A 16,956-nucleotide genomic window follows, 5' to 3' on the forward strand; every position below is an offset into this window, starting at 1 on the left:
CAGAGGAGCCTGACAATGTATCAGCCAAGTACAACCCCTTATCAGCAGCACCAAGGGTTCGGTCGAACCTTCAAGGCCGGCCACCTGAGCCTGGGGCTGTTTTTCCCCATCGAGGCCTTCCAGGGCGATACGCCGACGATGTCCAACCAGGTCGAGTTGGCCCGTCGTGCGGAAGCGCTGGGCTTCTCCGCGCTCTGGTTCCGGGACGTACCGTTGCGCGACCCCAGCTTCGGCGATGTGGGCCAGGTTTTTGATCCCTGGGTCTATCTGGGCTTCATCGCAGCACATACGTCGACGATTGCACTGGGGACTGCGTCGATAGCGATCCCGCTGCGCAGCCCGCTGCACACGGCCAAGGCGGCTGCGAGCGTGGACCAGTTGAGCGGCGGCCGCTTCCTGATGGGTGTCGCCTCGGGCGACAGACCTGTGGAGTTCCCTGCATTTGATGTTGACCCGGATCAGCGGGGCGATATTTTCCGGGAACATCTGGAAGTAATCCGCAAGGCTCAGCGCACCGGCTTCGAGCCGCTGCAATGGAGTCGCGGTCGATTGGAGAGCGCGGACCTGATTCCGAAGCCGACTACGAACGAGATTCCATTTTTCGTGACGGGCAACAGTCGCCAGTCCATGGAGTGGATCGCGCGGGAGAGTTCCGGGTGGATCACCTATCCACGGGCACCGCAGTTGCAGAAGACGATGGTGGCAAACTGGCGAGAGGTGGTCAAAGCCCACTCTGGGGACACCTACAAACCTTTCCTCCAGTCGCTTTACATCGACCTGGATGTGCGTCCGGACGCACCGCCAGAGCCAATCCATCTGGGCTACCGGCTGGGGCGAAATCATCTGCTGGCGCTATTGGAGTCGCTTGAGTCGATTGGCGTCGATCATGTAATTCTCAATCTCAAGTATGGTCGCCGTCCGGCAGCAGAAGTCATGGATGAACTCGGCTCTTACATCGCGCCCCGGTTTGGTGCGCACGCGCCATGAGGCCGCAAGAGATCAACTCGTTATGGGTAGACTGACGCACGTTCTGTGATGCACTAAGCGGTTACAGAGACTAGCGAGCAGCGAACAGGTGGATGGCATTGCTGATGCCTGACATCACTCTGAACTTTGCGGTAGTGGCTCTCACTACATCCGTGCACTGCTATTAGTAATTGAGATATTATAATATCGAGAAAAGTAGTTTTGAGGTTGCCATGAGCATTGATATCCACGAGGCACTGAAGGCTTTGGACAACCCCGCCCGATTGGCGATCTTGGCCAAGCTCAAAGACCCACGCAAACACTATCCAGAGCAAGAGGTCGATCCCGAAAAGGTCGGGGTCTGCGTGAGCATCATCCAGGAGAGTGCGGGACTGTCACAGTCAACAATTTCACAGTACTTGACGGTCTTGCAGCGGGCCAAGCTGGTCACGTCCCAGCGCATCGGACCTTGGACCTATTACAAGCGTCACGAAGGGAACATTGCGGAATTGCTCAAGAACTTGCAGAAGCTGATCTGAGTTCAGTGTAGTGGTCAAGTAATTTCGGACACAACGATAAGTTCTTTCTCTGCCATTGCGCGTTCATAGACGCTGGGCGGCAGATTGCCCAATACAGAATGCAAGCGCTCGCAGTTGTAGAAGCCGACGATGTAGTTGGCCACATCAAGCTTGGCTTCGGCTTGGTTCGCATAATTGCGCTGCCAGACACGCTCCATCTTTAAATTTAAGAAGAAGCGTTCAGCGACGGCGTTATCCCAGCAGTTGCCTTTGCGGCTCATGCTGCAAACGAAGCCATGCTCGGTCAACAACGCTTGGTACTGGTCGCTTGCATATTGGCTGCCGCGGTCGGAGTGGACGACCAGTCCGGCCGCTGGTCGCCGAGCTTGGATCGCCATACGCAAGGCATCGCAAACCAAGGCAGCTGGCATGCTCGGCGCCATTGCCCAGCCCACGACTCTGCGCGAGAACAGGTCGAGCACGACAGCCAAGTAGAGCCAGCCTGCGCCAGTACGGATGTACGTGATATCCGAGGCATAAGCCTGATTCGGCGCTGCCGGGTTGAACTGTCGGGCAAGGACGTTCGGCGCAACCGGCAGGGCATGCTTACTGTCGGTTGTGTGTACGAATTTGCGCTTCCAGACTGGCTTCAGGCAGGCCTGTTGCATCAGGCGGCGCACCTTGTAACGCCCGACCTGCAGGCCTCTGTTGGCCAGTGCCGTGACAAGCCGACGGCTGCCGTAACTTTGGCCGCTGCTCATGAACGCGGCACGCAAATGCACGCTCGCTTTGCAAAACATCGGCGCAGTTGCACGACGCTTGGCTTCGTAAAATCCAGCCCGGCTAACACCAAGGAGACGACAGGTTTGTGCGACAGGTACGGCCTTCGTTTGCAGCTCATCGATGAGCCGATAGCTCATTTGAGCTCGCGGGCAAAGAAGGCCGATGCCTTTTTTAAGACGTCCACATCACTACGAAGTTGACGGTTTTCCTGCTCCAACTGACGGATTCGCTGCTGCTCAGCCGTCAACGGTTTGCCAATGCCTGGCTGGCCTTGTTGCTCGGCCTCGTACTGTTCCATCCAGCGACGGATCGCGGTAACGCCAATGTCCATCGTCTGGCTGACGTGCGAAATGCTGAGGCCTTGTTCTGTGATCATTCGAACGACCTCAAGCTTGAAGCTAGGGTCAAAATTGCGGCGCTGCCTGGTCATGTAAACTCCTTCGAAGGTGAATTATCCACCTATCGAGGTGTCCGGAGACATTAGACCACTACACAGTGGCAGTGCCGCTCTCTGTGGGACGGGTCGCGTTGGTGCACTGCACACGGTGCGACTGACGTCCTTCATGTAGGGCAATGCATTGTCAAGGTAGTGCCACCGGTTGTGTCGCGTTAGCGATTTGACGCTCAGATTTGCTGGCGAGGAGTGGGCTGCTTTCAAACTGGACGGATTTGTCTTGCCAACGCATAAAATTGGTCGGCGAACGATGTGCGAGCAACGCCTTCAGTCCTGAACTGGTTCTTGCGGATCATGTGCATGAGCTCGATACCGGCGAGCACGTTGGCGGCCGCGCGAAAGGACTTAAAGCCCAGCATCGGCTTGGTCAAGCGCTTGATCGCGCGATGGTCCTGCTCGACTATGTTGTTGAGGTATTTGACCTGCCGTACGGTGACCGGGACAGCCATCGCGCCGTTAATTTCGTCGATCGCGGCCTTGTTGGCTCCGCTCTTGTCCATCGCGATCTTCTCCGGAGCACCGTTCTCACGCATGGCTTTGTCGAAGAAACGTTTGGCGGCGGCCATGTCGCGATGTGCCGTCAGCAGAAAATCGACGGTCTTTCCTTCCTTGTCGACAGCACGGTAGAGATACTTCCAGACGCCCTTGACCTTGATGTACGTCTCGTCCATCCGCCAGCTAGCGCCGACCTGACGCTTATGCTTTCGTGACTGTGTTTCAATCAACGGCAGGAAGCGAATCGCCCAACGGTTGATCGTCGAATGGTCCACCGACACGCCCCGCTCTTCCATGAGCTCTTCGATGTGCCGGTAGCTGAGCGGGTACGCCACGTACCATCGGATGCAGACCAAGACGACGTCAATCGGGAAACGCATTCCTTTGAAGCTGAGCATGTCGGATCGGCAATGTGCGGCGTTGCAGTCTACCCGATCGGGGCTACCGCTCGGCTAACGCGACAAAACCGTTCGTTCAGGCCCTGGGGCCAGAACTCCATGTGCTCGCCGACGATGAAGCCGCGCATGGTCAGGCGCATGACCAGCACCGCGCTGAAATTATTGATCGGAACAGGCTCGCCGTTATACCCGGCGATCAGGCCGCAGACGGCAATCCGGCCGAACGGATTCATGCGCGCGAGCGAGGCGTCCAGCACTTGGCCGCCGACGTTTTCGAACACCGCGTCGATCCCGTCCGGGGTGGCCGCTGCGAGGTCGGCGACCAGGTTGCCAGCCTTGTAGTCGACGCATGCATCGAAGCCAAGTTCGTTGACCACGTAATCGCACTTCTCCTTGCCCCCCGCGATGCCGACCACGCGGCAGCCCTTCAGCTTGGCCAACTGGCCGGCGACGCTGCCGACCGCACCGCTGGCGGCCGACACCACCACGGTTTCGCCGGGTTTCGGGACCATGATCTGGTTCAGGCCGTACCAGGCGGTCATGCCCGGCATCCCCACCACGCCGAGATAGGCCTGCAGCGGAACCTCGCTGGTGTCAACCTTGCGCATGCTGCTGCCGTCCGAGACGCCCATTTCGGCCCAGCCCATATCGCCGACGACCTTGTCGCCGACGGCGAATTCCGGGTTCTTTGAAGCTACCACTTCGCCCACCGTGCCGCCGGCCATGGTGGCGTTTAGTTCCACCGGCGGCATGTAGCTTTTGCCCTCGTTCATGAGTGAGCGCATGTACGGGTCGACCGTCAAGTACTCGTTGCGGACCAGCACTTCGCCGTCCTTCAGTTCGGGAACCTCGACCGTTTCGAGCCGGAAGTTTTCTGGCGTGGCCTCGCCCGAGGGGCGCGAGGCCAGCACGATGCGTTGGAATGTAGTCATGCTTATTTCTCCTGTGGCATTGCGGCTTTACTCGCATGCCAAGCGTAGGCTGCTTGCACAGCTACGACGATTTAAAAAGGATGGCAATCCGTGCAAACAAAAAGTCTAGACTGGACCGTCCGTTCGCAGGATGTCAAGCTCCGCAAGGGAAAAGCTGCCTTGGAATTGCTCAGCTCATGATGTTGGCGCGGCGCCATAAGCCGGGTAATCGATATAGCCTGCGGCGGCGCCGCCATAAAAAGTGGCGCGGTCGGCGATGGCCAGAGGCCAGCCGTGTTCAAAGCGCGCCACGAGGTCTGGGTTGGCGATGAACGGTTCACCGAATGCGGCTAGGTCGATGACGCCATCGGCGATCAGCTGATTGGCGCGGTCGCGCGTCAGGCCACCTGCCACGATGATGGCGCCGGTGTGAAAAGCCTCGCGTAGCCGCTCCAGTAGACGCGGGAACTGTGCGTTCGCAGGCAAGACCGCATCTCCCAGCTTGAACCCAGACTGATCCATCAAGTGGATATAGGCGATCTTGCGCTCGGCCAGCGCACGACCCAGCTCCAGGTAAGTCTGTTCGGCCTCGGCATAGGGCGGCATATCGAACAGGTTGCCGAACGGCGAAAAGCGGACGCCCACGCGGGACGGACCGATGCGCGCGGCGATCGCATCGACCGTTTCAAGCAGAAAACGCAGCCGGTTGGCCAGCGTGGCGGCGCTGTACTGGTCGCTGCGATCGTTCACAGCCGGATGGAGGAATTGTTCGAAGATGTAGCCGTTCGCTCCATGCAGCTCGACGCCGTCAAAGCCGGCCTCGATCGCGTTGGCCGCTGCAGTGACAAAATCAGAAATCAAACGGGCGACCTCGTCTGTGCTCAACTGGTGCGGCACCGATGTCGGCACGAAGTCCGGCTCGCCCGAGGCGTCGTAGCCGTACGCCAGCGCGCCGCGGGCCACCAGGCTGCTGGCACTGACCGGCGCCGCACCGCCAGGCTGCATCGACGTGTGGGAAACCCGCCCCACATGCCACAGCTGGGCAAATATCCGGCCGCCCGCACGGTGTACCGCGTCAGTGCTTTTGCGCCAGCCGGCTATCTGCGCGGCGCTATATATGCCAGGAATGGACACATAGCCTTGTCCCTCCCGCGAAATCGGTGTGCCCTCCGAAATGATAAGGCCCGCAGTGGCGCGCTGGGCGTAGTAGGTTGCGGTCATCTCGTCGGCGACGTCGTCGGTGGCACGCGATCGAGTCAGCGGCGCCATCACGACGCGGTTGGGCAGTTGCAAGCCGCCCAGATTGTAAGATTCGAGCAATTTCATGATGCTTGTCCTAACTAGTGAAAAAAGTAGCTGAAAGCGAACCGGCACGGCGATCAGCGTCCGTGCCGGTGATATGAGGTGATGGTGCGAGCGTCAGTCCAGCGCTGCCATAACAGCCGGTCGCCGAATATGGACATCCCATCCGCAATCGTGTTCGGAAATATTGAATAGACATCTGCCGACGATGACCTGCCGCCAAGTTTAAGATAACGTGTAAATGGCCTTCGATTAAGTAGGTTAGACTTCCGCATATACAGGACAAACTGTCCGCGCAAGGGAAGCCATGGATAGTTTTTCCATCAGCATATTTGTGCACGTGGCCGACACGCGGAGTTTTGTCGCCGCCGGCCGAGCAGTCGGTGTCTCGGCGTCGGGCATCGGCAAGAGCATCACCCGGCTCGAGCAAAGCCTGGGAGTGCGTCTGTTCCACCGCAGCACCCGCAGCGTGACCTTGACCGCGGAAGGCGAAATGTTTTTGGCGCGCGCCAGGCGCATTCTCGAAGAGTTCAACGCGGCGCAGGCGGAGCTGTCGCAAACCATGAGTGCGCCGCGCGGTCGCCTGCGCATCGGATTACCGATGCTCAGCGAACCGTTCGTGTTGACGCTGGCTGCATTTCAGCAGCGTTATCCGGAAGTGGAGCTGGATCTGGATTTCGATAACCGCCATGTCGATGTCATCGACGAGGGGTACGACGCAGTGATTCGTAGCGGAAGTATCGACGACTCTCGGCTGACCTCGCGCACGCTCGGCACGTTTCAGATGTGGCTGGTGGGTGCACCCGATTATTTCGCGCGCCGCGGCACACCGCTGCACCCACGTGACCTGCAAGATCATGACTGCATCCAGTTCCGCATGCCCAACACCGGCCGTTTGCAAACCTGGCAACTGCAACTCGGCGTCGGCGAGCCGGAACCGCAGCTAGGTCGCCGCATTACCTGCAACACCGATGAGGCCCGCCGCTGTTTCGCGCTGGAGGGTATCGGTATTGCCTACATGCCGCATTTCGCTGTCGGCGAGGCGCTGCGAAGCGGCACGCTGATACGGGTACTGAACGAATTTACGCTGGAACAGAACACGTTCCGTCTGTTATGGCCTGCCAGCAAGCACATCACACCCAAATTGCGCGCCTTCATCGACTTCATCAGCGAGCATGTACCGCTCGACAAGCGTCCATGATGGCGGTTTCACAATGCTCGACGTATGCGCAGACCAGCGCTGCTGTTGTGCACAAGCAATTAAGTTCGACACAAACCAATCAAGTTCGACACAATCGATGGCTGAGGTCGTCGCCGCCCCAGCAGGCCTGCGTCCCCCGGCCGGCTCGGCGGCGAGCCCTTACTGAGGTACCCTGACTTTTTCGGACACTCCTGTTTGGTAAACTTCACCAACGGGAGAATTTATGAAACGAACGAGAACATACACGCCGGAGCTTCGTGAGGAAGCGGTCAAACTGGTCTTGGTCCAGGGCCTGACGCTTGAAGACGCGGCCACACGCATCGCGATTCCAAAGGGGACGTTGGCGAATTGGGTAAGCGCTGCGAAGAATGACGCCACCCCCTCCGCAGTACCGGGAAGCCGTACCGTCCCCGAGCTGGAAGCGGAGAACGCGAAGCTGCGCAAGGAGCTCGTTGAAGCCCGCATGGAGCGAGATATCGTAAAAAAAGGTTCTGTTGCATTAGCAAACGCCGGCGGGCCAATCAGGTAAACTGCGGCGCCCGAACCGAGGACGAATCGAGATGCTTAACTTCAAAGGGATGCGCTTTCCGATTGATGTGATCCTGGTCTGCATCCGCTGGGGCATTGTCAAGTTGCTGAGCCGACGAGACGAGTTTCGGAATCCGGAGCGAAATGGCCGCGGCTCGGATAACAAATGTCCCAGGTTATGCGTTCTTCGCTACATCGGTGACCTCATTCCAGAGAGAAAACGCTTGAGTACGCACGTGCCGGTACTGCTGCGCCGACAGGCGGTTGCGCTGGCATCGGAAGACGTTGTTGATCGGCCCATGCGCGGATAGAAAACGCTGCGCGTGCCTCGGTGACTTGTAGCGGCGCATCTGCCGTTCTCGCTGGCGCGTCGGTTGGTGCGATAGCTCGGCCCGGTTGTTCAAACCCTTGTGCTGGCGATGCTCTACGCCCGGCATGATCTGAGCCTTAGCGGCCGCATAACTCTTGAGCTTGTCAGTAATCAGAACCCGCGGCACGTAGCGCAAGCCCTTGAGAAGCTTGCGAAAGAACCGCTTGGCCGCCTGCCGGTCACGCCTGCTCTGCACGAGGACATCCAGGACATGGCCGTCCTGGTCAACTGCACGCCAGAGGTAATGATGTTTTCCCTTGATCGTCAGCACGACCTCGTCGAGGTGCCATTTGTCGCCCCGTCGTGGCTGACGTCGGCGCAGCTCAGCAGCGTATTGCTGGCCGAACCGCAGAGTCCATTGGCGAATCGTCTCGTAAGTCACGACGATACCCCGGCTTGCCATCAATTCCTCGATGTCGCGAAAGCTCAGCGAGAACCGGAAGTAGAGCCACACCACATGGCTGATGATCTCCCGAGGGTAGCGGAAACCGCGGTAAAGTTGAGAACCTGTCATCTCATCATTTTATCGAGGCGCGGCCGGCTGTGGCAACTTGACAATGCCGTGCCGAATCGTGAATACCGAGCTTGGAGTTGCCGCTACACAACCTTGGCTTTACCAAAATATCCCAATTGAAAACTGGCAGCGATACGTTCAGCTACCAGGAGAGGGACCGCTGCATCCTCGACCCCGAAGATGTCAATTGCAGTTATCTTGAAAAGCCTGAGCCAGTGAACAAAGTGCCGCTGCTCGATACCGGCCAGGACCATGTGCTTGCTAAACACGTTACCCTGAAATTCTCCGGTTCCGAGCAGTACTTTGGTCCAGAAGGCGTACATTTTTGGCATATGCATGTTCCATATGCCAGCTAACTTTTCTTCAAAAACCGGAGACAGCAACGCGTCTGCGCGCACACGTGCATAAAAATTGTCGACCAGCTGCCGTATCGACAGCTCTGTGATTGAACTTGGGGCCATACGTATCTCTCATGGTAGACCGAGGTCACATGCACGCGGGACCAGCAAGAGGCTGGCCCATGACTGCAGCTGGGGAAATACTCAAGGAGCCCGCCAGGCTCCGAGCTGCCTGTTCACTGATTCAGTTCAGTGCCTCGGCAGGACCAAAGAACTCGTAATGGGTCTGCGACTCAGGTACGCCAAGTTTGTACAACGAATGCTTTACCATTTTCATGAACGCCGTCGGCCCAAGGAAGTAAGCGTCTACATCGCGGGATTCGGGCAGCCACGCCGCCAGTTTGTTGCTGTCCAGCAGGCCGACTGCGTGTGGCGTCGGGTGTACGTCGCTGTGTTCTGCGTATAGATAGAAGTTGCGCAGCTGCGGGTGTGCGGCTGCCAGCTCCTCGAGCTTGTCGCGGAACGCGTGGACCCCGCCGTGCCGTGCAGCGTGAATAAAATGAATATCGCGGCCCGTTGCCAATGCACGTTCCAGCATCGGCAGCGTGGGCGTAATACCAATACCGCCGCTGATCAGGATCAGTGGCTTATCACTGTCGGTCAGAGTAAACGCACCTGACGGTGGCAACAGATCGACCATATCGCCAACTTTCACCTGATCATGCAGCAGGTTCGAAACCTTGCCATCTGGCTGGCGCTTGACGCTAATCTGATACGTGACGCTATTGCTCGCTGCTGACAGCGAATACTGGCGGCGCTGTTCTTGAACGCCGACCATGACGCGGATGCCGATATACTGACCAGGCAAGAACGCCATTACCGGATCTCCGTCCTGTGGCTGTAGAACAAACGTTATGATCTCGTCGCTTTCACGGCGTTTTTCCATGACAACGAATTTGCGCAAGCCGTTCCAACCGCCGCACGCCTGCGCTTGCGCTTCATAGACTTTCGCCTCGGCGCCGATCAGGATGTCGGCCAGCTGCCCGTACGCCGCGGCCCATGCTTCCAACACTGCCTCGGTAGCAACATCGGCGCCAAGTACCTCGCTGATGGCCTTGAGCAGGCTGGCCCCCACCATTGGATAATGCTCGGGCAAGATCTGCAATGCGACGTGCTTGTTGACGATAGTCGATGCAAGTGGTCCCAGCGCTTCCAGGCGGTCAATGTTCTTTGCATACATGAGCACTGCGTTGGCCAGCGCGCGTTGCTGGGCCCCGCTTTGCTGGTGAACCTGATTGAAATACGGTTTCACTTCGGGATAATCACGGAAGAGCAGCTGGTAAAAATGGCGGGTAAGCGTTTCCCCTCCTTGTTCCAGAATGGGGACAGTTGCGGTGACGATCGCGCGATGCTCAGTAGACAACATGATTCTCTCCTCATTTAACATGTATTCATTCTACATGTTTAAACGCCCGAGATTCTGGACAAAATGCCCTAGTCGATGGGGCACCTGGAATTGTGGTGGTTCAGTCTTTGGGATCCGGTTCGACACGACGTGCCAATGCGGGTCCAACGATTCTGTACAGGGCAACGGCCTGCCCGACGCGTTCCGCCCCGCTATCTCCCGGAGATTCCGGCAGCACCTGGGCGAGCGTGAGTCCATCCAGAACTTCCATGAACGCATGCATGGCCTGCGCGAGCTTGCGTTGCAGGGCACAGGAGCCCGAAAGCACGCACCCGCGGCGCGCCGGATCGAAACACTCGGCAATGAAAAAATCCGGCTCAGTCTGCCGCACGACGGCGCCGATATTGATGTCCGACGGCGCGCGCGCGAGCCGTAACCCACCGTTGCGCCCCCGAACCGTCTCGACCAGACCATTCACACCCAGCTGGTGCACGACCTTGGTCAAGTGGTTCTTTGAGATGTTGTGAAGCTGGGCGATCTCCTGCACAGTCGCCAGCCGCTCCCTGTTCATGCCGAGGTATATCAGGCAACGCAGTGTGTAATCAGTGAAGGAAGTAAGTCTCATGGCCAGCCCGGAGGAGCGGCACGATCGCCACCGCAGATCGCACATTATATCGGTCTCACGGGGGCGTCAGGATCGTCCCACGAATTATTGATGAGCGCGCAAATTCGGCAGCGTGGCATACCGCAGCGACGTCGAATGCAGATCGTTACCCGTCCTTGCCGTCCACACGCGGCCTGACGAGGTAAGGTATATACGTCACCGGCATTGTCAAGTTGCTGAGCCGACGAGACGAGTTTCGGAATCCGGAGCGAAATGGCCGCGGCTCGGATAACAAATGTCCCAGGTTATGCGTTCTTCGCTACATCGGTGACCTCATTCCAGAGAGAAAACGCTTGAGTACGCACGTGCCGGTACTGCTGCGCCGACAGGCGGTTGCGCTGGCATCGGAAGACGTTGTTGATCGGCCCATGCGCGGATAGAAAACGCTGCGCGTGCCTCGGTGACTTGTAGCGGCGCATCTGCCGTTCTCGCTGGCGCGTCGGTTGGTGCGATAGCTCGGCCCGGTTGTTCAAACCCTTGTGCTGGCGATGCTCTACGCCCGGCATGATCTGAGCCTTAGCGGCCGCATAACTCTTGAGCTTGTCAGTAATCAGAACCCGCGGCACGTAGCGCAAGCCCTTGAGAAGCTTGCGAAAGAACCGCTTGGCCGCCTGCCGGTCACGCCTGCTCTGCACGAGGACATCCAGGACATGGCCGTCCTGGTCAACTGCACGCCAGAGGTAATGATGTTTTCCCTTGATCGTCAGCACGACCTCGTCGAGGTGCCATTTGTCGCCCCGTCGTGGCTGACGTCGGCGCAGCTCAGCAGCGTATTGCTGGCCGAACCGCAGAGTCCATTGGCGAATCGTCTCGTAAGTCACGACGATACCCCGGCTTGCCATCAATTCCTCGATGTCGCGAAAGCTCAGCGAGAACCGGAAGTAGAGCCACACCACATGGCTGATGATCTCCCGAGGGTAGCGGAAACCGCGGTAAAGTTGAGAACCTGTCATCTCATCATTTTATCGAGGCGCGGCCGGCTGTGGCAACTTGACAATGCCCTTTGCCTTGCGTGTGCCCAGCTTCCGCCTCGCGCAATGCCGCCGGCACCTCGTCGAGCGAAATGACGCGGGTGATCTGCGGATCGATGCGTCTTTCCGCAACCCATCCGGCCAGGATTTCGCCGGCGCGCCCGATGTCACGCAGGTTGTCGGCGTCGCCGAACTGGTAGGCGAAGGCCAGCGCCACGTCATGCAGCGAAATGGCTTTGCCCCAAGGCGGAAGGTCTTGTTCGTGGGGAGGAGTGACCACGCACACCATCTCGCCGTTGTGGCGGAGCAAAGGCAGCAGGGCCGTGGCCGACTCTGCCGACACCAGGTCGATCACCGCATCGACCCCGCGGCCCTGGGTCAGGCGCATGGTCTCGGCAAGCACGTCGACCTGGCGGTAGTCGATGACCTCGTCGGCCCCCAGGGAGCGGACGCGCTCGACCGAACGCGATGCGGTAGCGATGACGCGCGCACCGGCCTGGTGGCACATCTGCACCGTAAAACCCCCTACGCCGCCGCCGGCCCCCGTAATCACGATCGTCTGGCCCGGCTGCTGCAGTTTCAGCTTCCGGTGTACCGCCTGCCAGGCCGTCAACCCGGCGCAAGGGAGGGCCGCAGCCTGCTCGAACGACAGCGCGTCCGGCAACAGGCTCAACACGTTCGCGTCGACGACGACGTACTCCGCATAGGCGCCCCAGCGATACAGGTTGGTCAGTGCCATCACGCGCTGGCCCGGCTGCCACCCGGTCACATCGGGGCCCAGGGCATCGATCTCGCCGGCGGCGTCGATGCCCAGGACGTGGGGCATGGCCAGGCCGTCGCCACTGAGCGCGAACTTGTAGTCCACCGGGTTGATGCTCGAGGCCCTTACTCGCAGGCGGACCTCGCCCGCGCCCGGCGTGGGGATAGGAACACTTGCCGGCACCAGTGTGTAGTCCGGGCCCGCTTGCTGCAGAAGCAGGGCTTTCATTGTGTGATTCATGTGATGGTACCTGCGGTTTTCATGGCGATCCTCAACATCTAAAAGCCGGACAGCACGATCTTGCCGCGCGCCTTGCCGCTCTCGATCAGGGCATGGGCGCGACGCAGATTGGTCGCATTGATGGTGCCGAACTGGTCCGCCAGCGTCGTGCGCAGCACGCCGGCGTCGACCAGCCCGGCGACCCTGACCAATATATTGTGCTGCTCGATCATGTCCGGGGTCTGGTACATCGAGCGGGTGTACATCAATTCCCAGTGCATCGAGATGCTCTTGGGTTTGAGGATAGGCACGTCGAGCGATACGGGGTCGTCGATCAGCCCCAGCTTGCCCTGCGGCGCCAGCATCTCGGCGATGTCGGCCAGGTGCTTGTCGGTGTGGGTCAGGCTCGCCACGTAAGCGACCTCGTCAAAGCCAATGTCGCGCAACTGCTCGGGCATCGGCCGCGTGTGGTCGATCACATGGTGCGCACCAAGCTCGCGCACCCACTCCCGGGTTTCCGGCCGCGATGCGGTGGCGACCACAGTCAGGCCGGTCAGCTGGCGCGCCAGCTGGATCAGGATCGAGCCGACGCCGCCGGCGCCGCCGATGACCAGCAGGATCCCGGTCGGGGCCTTGCCTTCGCGTACTTGCAAACGGTCGAACAGCAGTTCCCATGCCGTGATCGAGGTCAGCGGCAGTGCGGCCGCTTCCTCGAAGCTAAGGCTCGTCGGCATCGGACCGACGATGCGCTCGTCGACCAGGTGCAGCTCGCTGTTGGTGCCGGGCCGTAGCAGCGAACCGGCGTACATGACGCGGTCGCCCGGCTTGAACAGGGTGACCTTCTCGCCCACGGCGCGCACCACGCCGGAGGCATCCCAGCCCAGCACCTTCGGTGCCGCCGGGGGCGGCAGCACGCCGCCGCGGATCTTGGTGTCGACTGGGTTCACCGAGACCGAATGCACTTCCACCAACAGATCGTGCCCGCTCGCCTCAGGGTCGGGCAAGGTGGTGTCCGTCAGGGCGTTCGGGGAATCGAGCGAAACCGACTCGTTATAGATAACAGCTTTCATAGGTACTCCATGGAAATGACAGATCAGTGACAGCGGGCGAACTGCGTGCGGCGTCAAACGATGATACGCCTTGCGCACTTGCAGAGCGGGAGCCTTGCGTGCGCGTAGCGCGGGCACAGCGTTGGAATGTGGCGCGGCGCCGCCTGAGGACGCCGACGCCGTGGAAGGGGTGCCGGCCCGGCTCAGAACTCCTGGACGGTCGGGCGCAGGACGATTTCGTTGATGTCGACGTCGGCCGGTTGGGTGATGGCGAAGGCGATCGCGCGTGCGACCGCGTCGGCCGGAATCGCCATCTCGTAGAAGTCGAGCACGGCGCTGGCGCTCTCGGCGTGGCTGCTGCCATGTTTCAGTTCCGACGCCACCGCGCCTGGCGAAATGACGGTGCTGCGGATCTTGCCGCCGATTTCAGCGCGCAGCCCTTCGGAAATGGTGCGCACGGCAAACTTGGTGGCGCTGTACACGGCGGCGTTGCCGAATACCTTGAGCCCGGCCACCGACGCGATGTTGATGAAATGGCCGCTGTCCTGCTTCTGGAATACCGGCAGTGCAGCGGCGACGCCATACAGGACGCCCTTGACGTTAATGTCGATCATGGCGTCCCACTCGTCCACCTTCAGCTCGCGCAGCGGCGCCACCGCCATCAGGCCGGCATTATTGATCATCACGTCGAGCCGGCCGAAATGGGTCAACGCGGTCTGCACCAACGCCGCCACATCGTCCTTGCGCGTGACGTCGGTGACGGCGAATACGGCCTTGCCGCCGGCGGCGCGGATGTCCGCGGCCAATGCTTCGAGCCGGTCCTGGCGGCGCGCGCCCAGCACCAGGTGTGCGCCCTGTGCCGCCAGGTGGCGAGCGGTGGCTTCGCCCAGGCCGCTGCTGGCGCCGGTGATGAGGACTACTTTGCCTGCGATCTCGTGGTTCATCGTGCTTTCTCCGATAGGAATGTCAATTCAGGAAAGCAGTATGCGGACCGGATACTGCGTTGTATATGGAACAACATCGATTTCAGAATTCGAATTTATGGAATAATTGCAGCCTCATCGAGGAGCTAGCGCGTGCTGAACCAGACCGACCTGTTACGAATCTTTTGTGTGGCGGCGGAGTCGTCCAGCTTCCGCGAGGCGGCGGCGCGGCTCGCCATTTCGCCGCAGGGGGTGACGCGCGCGATCCAGCAGCTCGAGCGCCATTTCGGCGAAGTGCTGTTCCACCGCAGCACGCGCCAGATCCGGGTCACCGAGTTCGGCGCGCAGCTGGCGGTGCGCGGCCGCGCCTCGCTGCTGGAGTTCGATGCGTTGTTCCAGCGCGCCAGCGACGCCTCCGAATCGGAACTGCCAACGCGCGTGCGGATCACGGCGCCGCGCAGCCTGGCGCGCATGCGCCTGCTACCGGCGCTCACCAGGCTGGCGCTGGCGCACCCGGCCATTATCATCGACCTGCGCCTGGCCGACGCGATCGCCGACGTGGTCGACGAACAGATCGACATCGGGGTGCGCCTGGGCTTCATGCGCGACAACCGCTTCGTCGCGCGCGCCGTCGCCAAGATGTCGTTCGTGATTGCCGGCGCGCCGGCGCTGGTGGCCCGCACCGGGGTTCCCGCCTCGCCCGAGGCGCTGGCGGCGCTGGCCACCACCGGCTACGTCGATGGCGCCAGCGGCAGGGTGTGGCCGTGGTACGTGGCCGACGGCCTCGGCGGCAGCCAGCAGCTCACCCCGACCTCCCCGGTCTTCCTGACCGACGATCCGGAAGCCGAGCTCGACGCGATGCTGGCCGGCGTCGGCTACGGCCAACTGCCGCACTACCTGGTCGCCGCCGAGCTGGCCAGCGGCCGCCTGGTCGCGGTACTCGACGAGTTTGCCCCGCCCGCGTGGGATGTGTTCGTCTATCGCCCGCAACGTGGCCCGGTGCCGCCCCGCATCCGGCGCGTGTTCGATGCGATCGTCGGCGCCCTGTCCGACGCCGCGCCGGCGCGCGCCTGATCCGCCCGCTTGTCCGCCCCGGCGAGCCTTTTACATCGTTTGATGCCACAGCCAGGGCCCGGTCTGCCGCCCCGTCAAGCGCCGCCTCCCGCCTCGCCATCCCCGCGCACTTCCTGCGTGTCCTCCGGTGATTCGCTGTCGGGCAGTACCCTGGGGGCGCGCAAGCGCAGGTTCGCCGCCAGCATCGACACGAACAGCTTGGTCGCCGGATTCAGCGGGCGGCGCGGGTGCGATACGCTGACCACGCGCCGTATCAGGCGCGGCGAGACGATGGTGTGGGCGCGCAGCGTCCCTCTGGCCAGCTGCCGGTGCACCGCAACGCATGGAACGATGCTGGCCACCTGGGTGCGTTCGACCAGGTTGATGGCCGCGATCAGGGAGTCGATTTCGAACTTCGCCGTCAGCTCGATGTTTTCGCTCTCGGCGAAGCTGTCGATATTGCTGCGCAGGCCATGGCCGCGGCTCGGCAGGACGAGCGGCAGGCCGAGCAATGGAACCTGGCGCAAGGGCAGCTTCTGCGGCAGGTTCGTTGCGACGCCGGCCCCGGTGATCAGGACCATCTCCTCGTCGACGATGTGCTCGATGTCGAGCGCCAGCGGGCGGCGCGGCTTGTTGACGATCGCCGCATCCAGGCGCCCTCCGGCCACCCAGTCGGTCAGCGTGGTGGTGTAGCCGTCGCTCACCGTCACGCCCACGTCCGGGTAGCTGTTCGAGAACTCGCTCAGTGTGTCGACCAGCACGCCTTCCGTGATCGATGCGATCAGGCCAATGTTGACATGCCCGCGGATAGCGCCCCCGCTGCTGAGCATCTGCGCCTCGGCATTCGAGAAGTCGCGAATGATCGGCACGAACAGGCGGTACATCTCGCGCCCGGCGGCGGTCGGCACCATGCCCTGTTTGCCCCGCTCGAACAGCTTCTCGCCGATGTGATCCTCCAGCCTGCCGATCTGCATGCTCAAGGCGGGCTGCACGATGTTCAGGCGGTGCGCGGCGCGCGTGACCGTGCCTTCTTCGTACAGCGAAATAAAGTAGTGAATCTGGCGGAAATCCATGGCAGGGGGCTTCACAAGGTGGGGGGCGAAGCTGGCATCTTACATCTTGCCGCACCGGCCG

Annotated in this window: 18 protein-coding genes; 5 read left to right on the forward strand and 13 right to left on the reverse strand. The window is 60.8% G+C overall.

Annotated features, from left to right (window positions below; translation table 11 throughout):
- Nucleotides 1-15 precede the first annotated feature (15 nt).
- Together AC1MGT_RS23380 and AC1MGT_RS23385 are read left to right on the forward strand one after the other, a co-directional pair.
- Nucleotides 16-987, forward strand: coding sequence for an LLM class oxidoreductase (locus AC1MGT_RS23380; protein WP_499504413.1), 972 nt, complete (start codon nucleotides 16-18; stop codon nucleotides 985-987).
- A 212-nt stretch (nucleotides 988-1,199) separates the two neighbouring features.
- The gene (locus tag AC1MGT_RS23385) at nucleotides 1,200-1,505 is read left to right on the forward strand and encodes an ArsR/SmtB family transcription factor (RefSeq protein WP_379737139.1); all 306 of its coding nucleotides are present in this window, start codon (nucleotides 1,200-1,202) and stop codon (nucleotides 1,503-1,505) included.
- Nucleotides 1,506-1,519: 14 nt separating this feature from the next.
- On the opposite strand, the gene AC1MGT_RS23390 is transcribed toward AC1MGT_RS23385, so the two are convergent.
- The 4 genes from AC1MGT_RS23390 to AC1MGT_RS23405 form a co-directional block, all read right to left on the reverse strand.
- Nucleotides 1,520-2,697 (reverse strand): IS3 family transposase gene (locus AC1MGT_RS23390; protein WP_499500736.1). Its coding sequence is split into 2 segments (ribosomal slippage): nucleotides 1,520-2,430 and nucleotides 2,430-2,697, totalling 1,179 coding nucleotides; the frame shifts between segments, so codons are not numbered across the junction.
- A gap of 224 nt (nucleotides 2,698-2,921) precedes the next feature.
- Nucleotides 2,922-3,614 (reverse strand): IS6 family transposase, encoded by a 693-nt coding sequence (locus AC1MGT_RS23395; protein ID WP_499504414.1) that lies wholly within the window; start codon nucleotides 3,612-3,614, stop codon nucleotides 2,922-2,924.
- A 29-nt stretch (nucleotides 3,615-3,643) separates the two neighbouring features.
- On the reverse strand, nucleotides 3,644-4,546 hold the full coding sequence (locus AC1MGT_RS23400; protein ID WP_499504415.1) for an NADP-dependent oxidoreductase: 903 nt from the start codon (nucleotides 4,544-4,546) through the stop codon (nucleotides 3,644-3,646).
- A gap of 174 nt (nucleotides 4,547-4,720) precedes the next feature.
- The gene (locus AC1MGT_RS23405; protein ID WP_499504416.1) at nucleotides 4,721-5,851 is read right to left on the reverse strand and encodes an alkene reductase; all 1,131 of its coding nucleotides are present in this window, start codon (nucleotides 5,849-5,851) and stop codon (nucleotides 4,721-4,723) included.
- Nucleotides 5,852-6,134: 283 nt separating this feature from the next.
- On the opposite strand from AC1MGT_RS23405, the gene AC1MGT_RS23410 reads away from it, so the two are divergent.
- Both AC1MGT_RS23410 and AC1MGT_RS23415 read left to right on the forward strand, forming a co-directional pair.
- Complete coding sequence (locus AC1MGT_RS23410) at nucleotides 6,135-7,028, forward strand: LysR family transcriptional regulator (RefSeq protein WP_499504417.1); 894 nt, start codon at nucleotides 6,135-6,137, stop codon at nucleotides 7,026-7,028.
- Nucleotides 7,029-7,251: 223 nt separating this feature from the next.
- On the forward strand, nucleotides 7,252-7,557 hold the full coding sequence (locus AC1MGT_RS23415; protein ID WP_499504418.1) for a transposase: 306 nt from the start codon (nucleotides 7,252-7,254) through the stop codon (nucleotides 7,555-7,557).
- A 175-nt stretch (nucleotides 7,558-7,732) separates the two neighbouring features.
- On the opposite strand, the gene AC1MGT_RS23420 is transcribed toward AC1MGT_RS23415, so the two are convergent.
- The 8 genes from AC1MGT_RS23420 to AC1MGT_RS23455 form a co-directional block, all read right to left on the reverse strand.
- Complete coding sequence (locus AC1MGT_RS23420; RefSeq protein WP_044663628.1) at nucleotides 7,733-8,440, reverse strand: IS6 family transposase; 708 nt, start codon at nucleotides 8,438-8,440, stop codon at nucleotides 7,733-7,735.
- A gap of 83 nt (nucleotides 8,441-8,523) precedes the next feature.
- Nucleotides 8,524-8,901 carry a group III truncated hemoglobin gene (locus tag AC1MGT_RS23425; protein WP_499504419.1) on the reverse strand — a complete coding sequence of 126 codons (378 nt, stop codon included), beginning with the start codon at nucleotides 8,899-8,901 and terminating at the stop codon, nucleotides 8,524-8,526.
- A gap of 121 nt (nucleotides 8,902-9,022) precedes the next feature.
- Nucleotides 9,023-10,204, reverse strand: a complete 1,182-nt coding sequence (gene hmpA / locus AC1MGT_RS23430; protein WP_499504420.1) for an NO-inducible flavohemoprotein — start codon at nucleotides 10,202-10,204, stop codon at nucleotides 9,023-9,025.
- A gap of 100 nt (nucleotides 10,205-10,304) precedes the next feature.
- Nucleotides 10,305-10,808, reverse strand: a complete 504-nt coding sequence (locus AC1MGT_RS23435; protein ID WP_499504421.1) for an RrF2 family transcriptional regulator — start codon at nucleotides 10,806-10,808, stop codon at nucleotides 10,305-10,307.
- A 284-nt stretch (nucleotides 10,809-11,092) separates the two neighbouring features.
- Nucleotides 11,093-11,800 (reverse strand): IS6 family transposase, encoded by a 708-nt coding sequence (locus AC1MGT_RS23440; protein ID WP_044663628.1) that lies wholly within the window; start codon nucleotides 11,798-11,800, stop codon nucleotides 11,093-11,095.
- Nucleotides 11,801-11,804: 4 nt separating this feature from the next.
- The gene (locus tag AC1MGT_RS23445; protein ID WP_499504422.1) at nucleotides 11,805-12,806 is read right to left on the reverse strand and encodes a zinc-binding dehydrogenase; all 1,002 of its coding nucleotides are present in this window, start codon (nucleotides 12,804-12,806) and stop codon (nucleotides 11,805-11,807) included.
- 50 nt (nucleotides 12,807-12,856) lie between these two features.
- Entirely contained in the window at nucleotides 12,857-13,867 is a 1,011-nt protein-coding gene (locus AC1MGT_RS23450) for a zinc-binding alcohol dehydrogenase family protein (protein WP_499504423.1), read from the reverse strand.
- A 182-nt stretch (nucleotides 13,868-14,049) separates the two neighbouring features.
- Entirely contained in the window at nucleotides 14,050-14,790 is a 741-nt protein-coding gene (locus tag AC1MGT_RS23455) for an SDR family oxidoreductase (protein ID WP_499504424.1), read from the reverse strand.
- Between the two features lie 132 nt (nucleotides 14,791-14,922).
- Here AC1MGT_RS23455 and AC1MGT_RS23460 point away from each other — a divergent pair, with 132 nt between their 5' ends.
- Complete coding sequence (locus tag AC1MGT_RS23460; RefSeq protein ID WP_499504425.1) at nucleotides 14,923-15,843, forward strand: LysR family transcriptional regulator; 921 nt, start codon at nucleotides 14,923-14,925, stop codon at nucleotides 15,841-15,843.
- A gap of 74 nt (nucleotides 15,844-15,917) precedes the next feature.
- On the opposite strand, the gene AC1MGT_RS23465 is transcribed toward AC1MGT_RS23460, so the two are convergent.
- Nucleotides 15,918-16,895, reverse strand: coding sequence for a LysR family transcriptional regulator (locus tag AC1MGT_RS23465; RefSeq protein WP_499504426.1), 978 nt, complete (start codon nucleotides 16,893-16,895; stop codon nucleotides 15,918-15,920).
- Nucleotides 16,896-16,956 lie beyond the last annotated feature (61 nt).

The organism is Telluria sp. BA11, assembly GCF_056680305.1.

Excerpts from the sequence above, each read along its gene's own strand:
- AC1MGT_RS23385 (WP_379737139.1), top strand. The coding sequence starts at position 1,200 with ATGAGCATTGATATCCACGAGGCACTGAAGGCTTTGGACAACCCCGCC.
- AC1MGT_RS23445 (WP_499504422.1), bottom strand. The coding sequence starts at position 12,806 with ATGAAAGCCCTGCTTCTGCAGCAAGCGGGCCCGGACTACACACTGGTG.
- AC1MGT_RS23395 (WP_499504414.1), bottom strand. The coding sequence starts at position 3,614 with ATGCTCAGCTTCAAAGGAATGCGTTTCCCGATTGACGTCGTCTTGGTC.
- AC1MGT_RS23465 (WP_499504426.1), bottom strand. The coding sequence starts at position 16,895 with ATGGATTTCCGCCAGATTCACTACTTTATTTCGCTGTACGAAGAAGGC.
- AC1MGT_RS23415 (WP_499504418.1), top strand. The coding sequence starts at position 7,252 with ATGAAACGAACGAGAACATACACGCCGGAGCTTCGTGAGGAAGCGGTC.
- AC1MGT_RS23410 (WP_499504417.1), top strand. The coding sequence starts at position 6,135 with ATGGATAGTTTTTCCATCAGCATATTTGTGCACGTGGCCGACACGCGG.
- AC1MGT_RS23425 (WP_499504419.1), bottom strand. The coding sequence starts at position 8,901 with ATGGCCCCAAGTTCAATCACAGAGCTGTCGATACGGCAGCTGGTCGAC.
- AC1MGT_RS23440 (WP_044663628.1), bottom strand. The coding sequence starts at position 11,800 with ATGACAGGTTCTCAACTTTACCGCGGTTTCCGCTACCCTCGGGAGATC.
- AC1MGT_RS23420 (WP_044663628.1), bottom strand. The coding sequence starts at position 8,440 with ATGACAGGTTCTCAACTTTACCGCGGTTTCCGCTACCCTCGGGAGATC.
- hmpA (WP_499504420.1), bottom strand. The coding sequence starts at position 10,204 with ATGTTGTCTACTGAGCATCGCGCGATCGTCACCGCAACTGTCCCCATT.
- AC1MGT_RS23380 (WP_499504413.1), top strand. The coding sequence starts at position 16 with ATGTATCAGCCAAGTACAACCCCTTATCAGCAGCACCAAGGGTTCGGT.
- AC1MGT_RS23450 (WP_499504423.1), bottom strand. The coding sequence starts at position 13,867 with ATGAAAGCTGTTATCTATAACGAGTCGGTTTCGCTCGATTCCCCGAAC.
- AC1MGT_RS23435 (WP_499504421.1), bottom strand. The coding sequence starts at position 10,808 with ATGAGACTTACTTCCTTCACTGATTACACACTGCGTTGCCTGATATAC.
- AC1MGT_RS23455 (WP_499504424.1), bottom strand. The coding sequence starts at position 14,790 with ATGAACCACGAGATCGCAGGCAAAGTAGTCCTCATCACCGGCGCCAGC.
- AC1MGT_RS23400 (WP_499504415.1), bottom strand. The coding sequence starts at position 4,546 with ATGACTACATTCCAACGCATCGTGCTGGCCTCGCGCCCCTCGGGCGAG.
- AC1MGT_RS23405 (WP_499504416.1), bottom strand. The coding sequence starts at position 5,851 with ATGAAATTGCTCGAATCTTACAATCTGGGCGGCTTGCAACTGCCCAAC.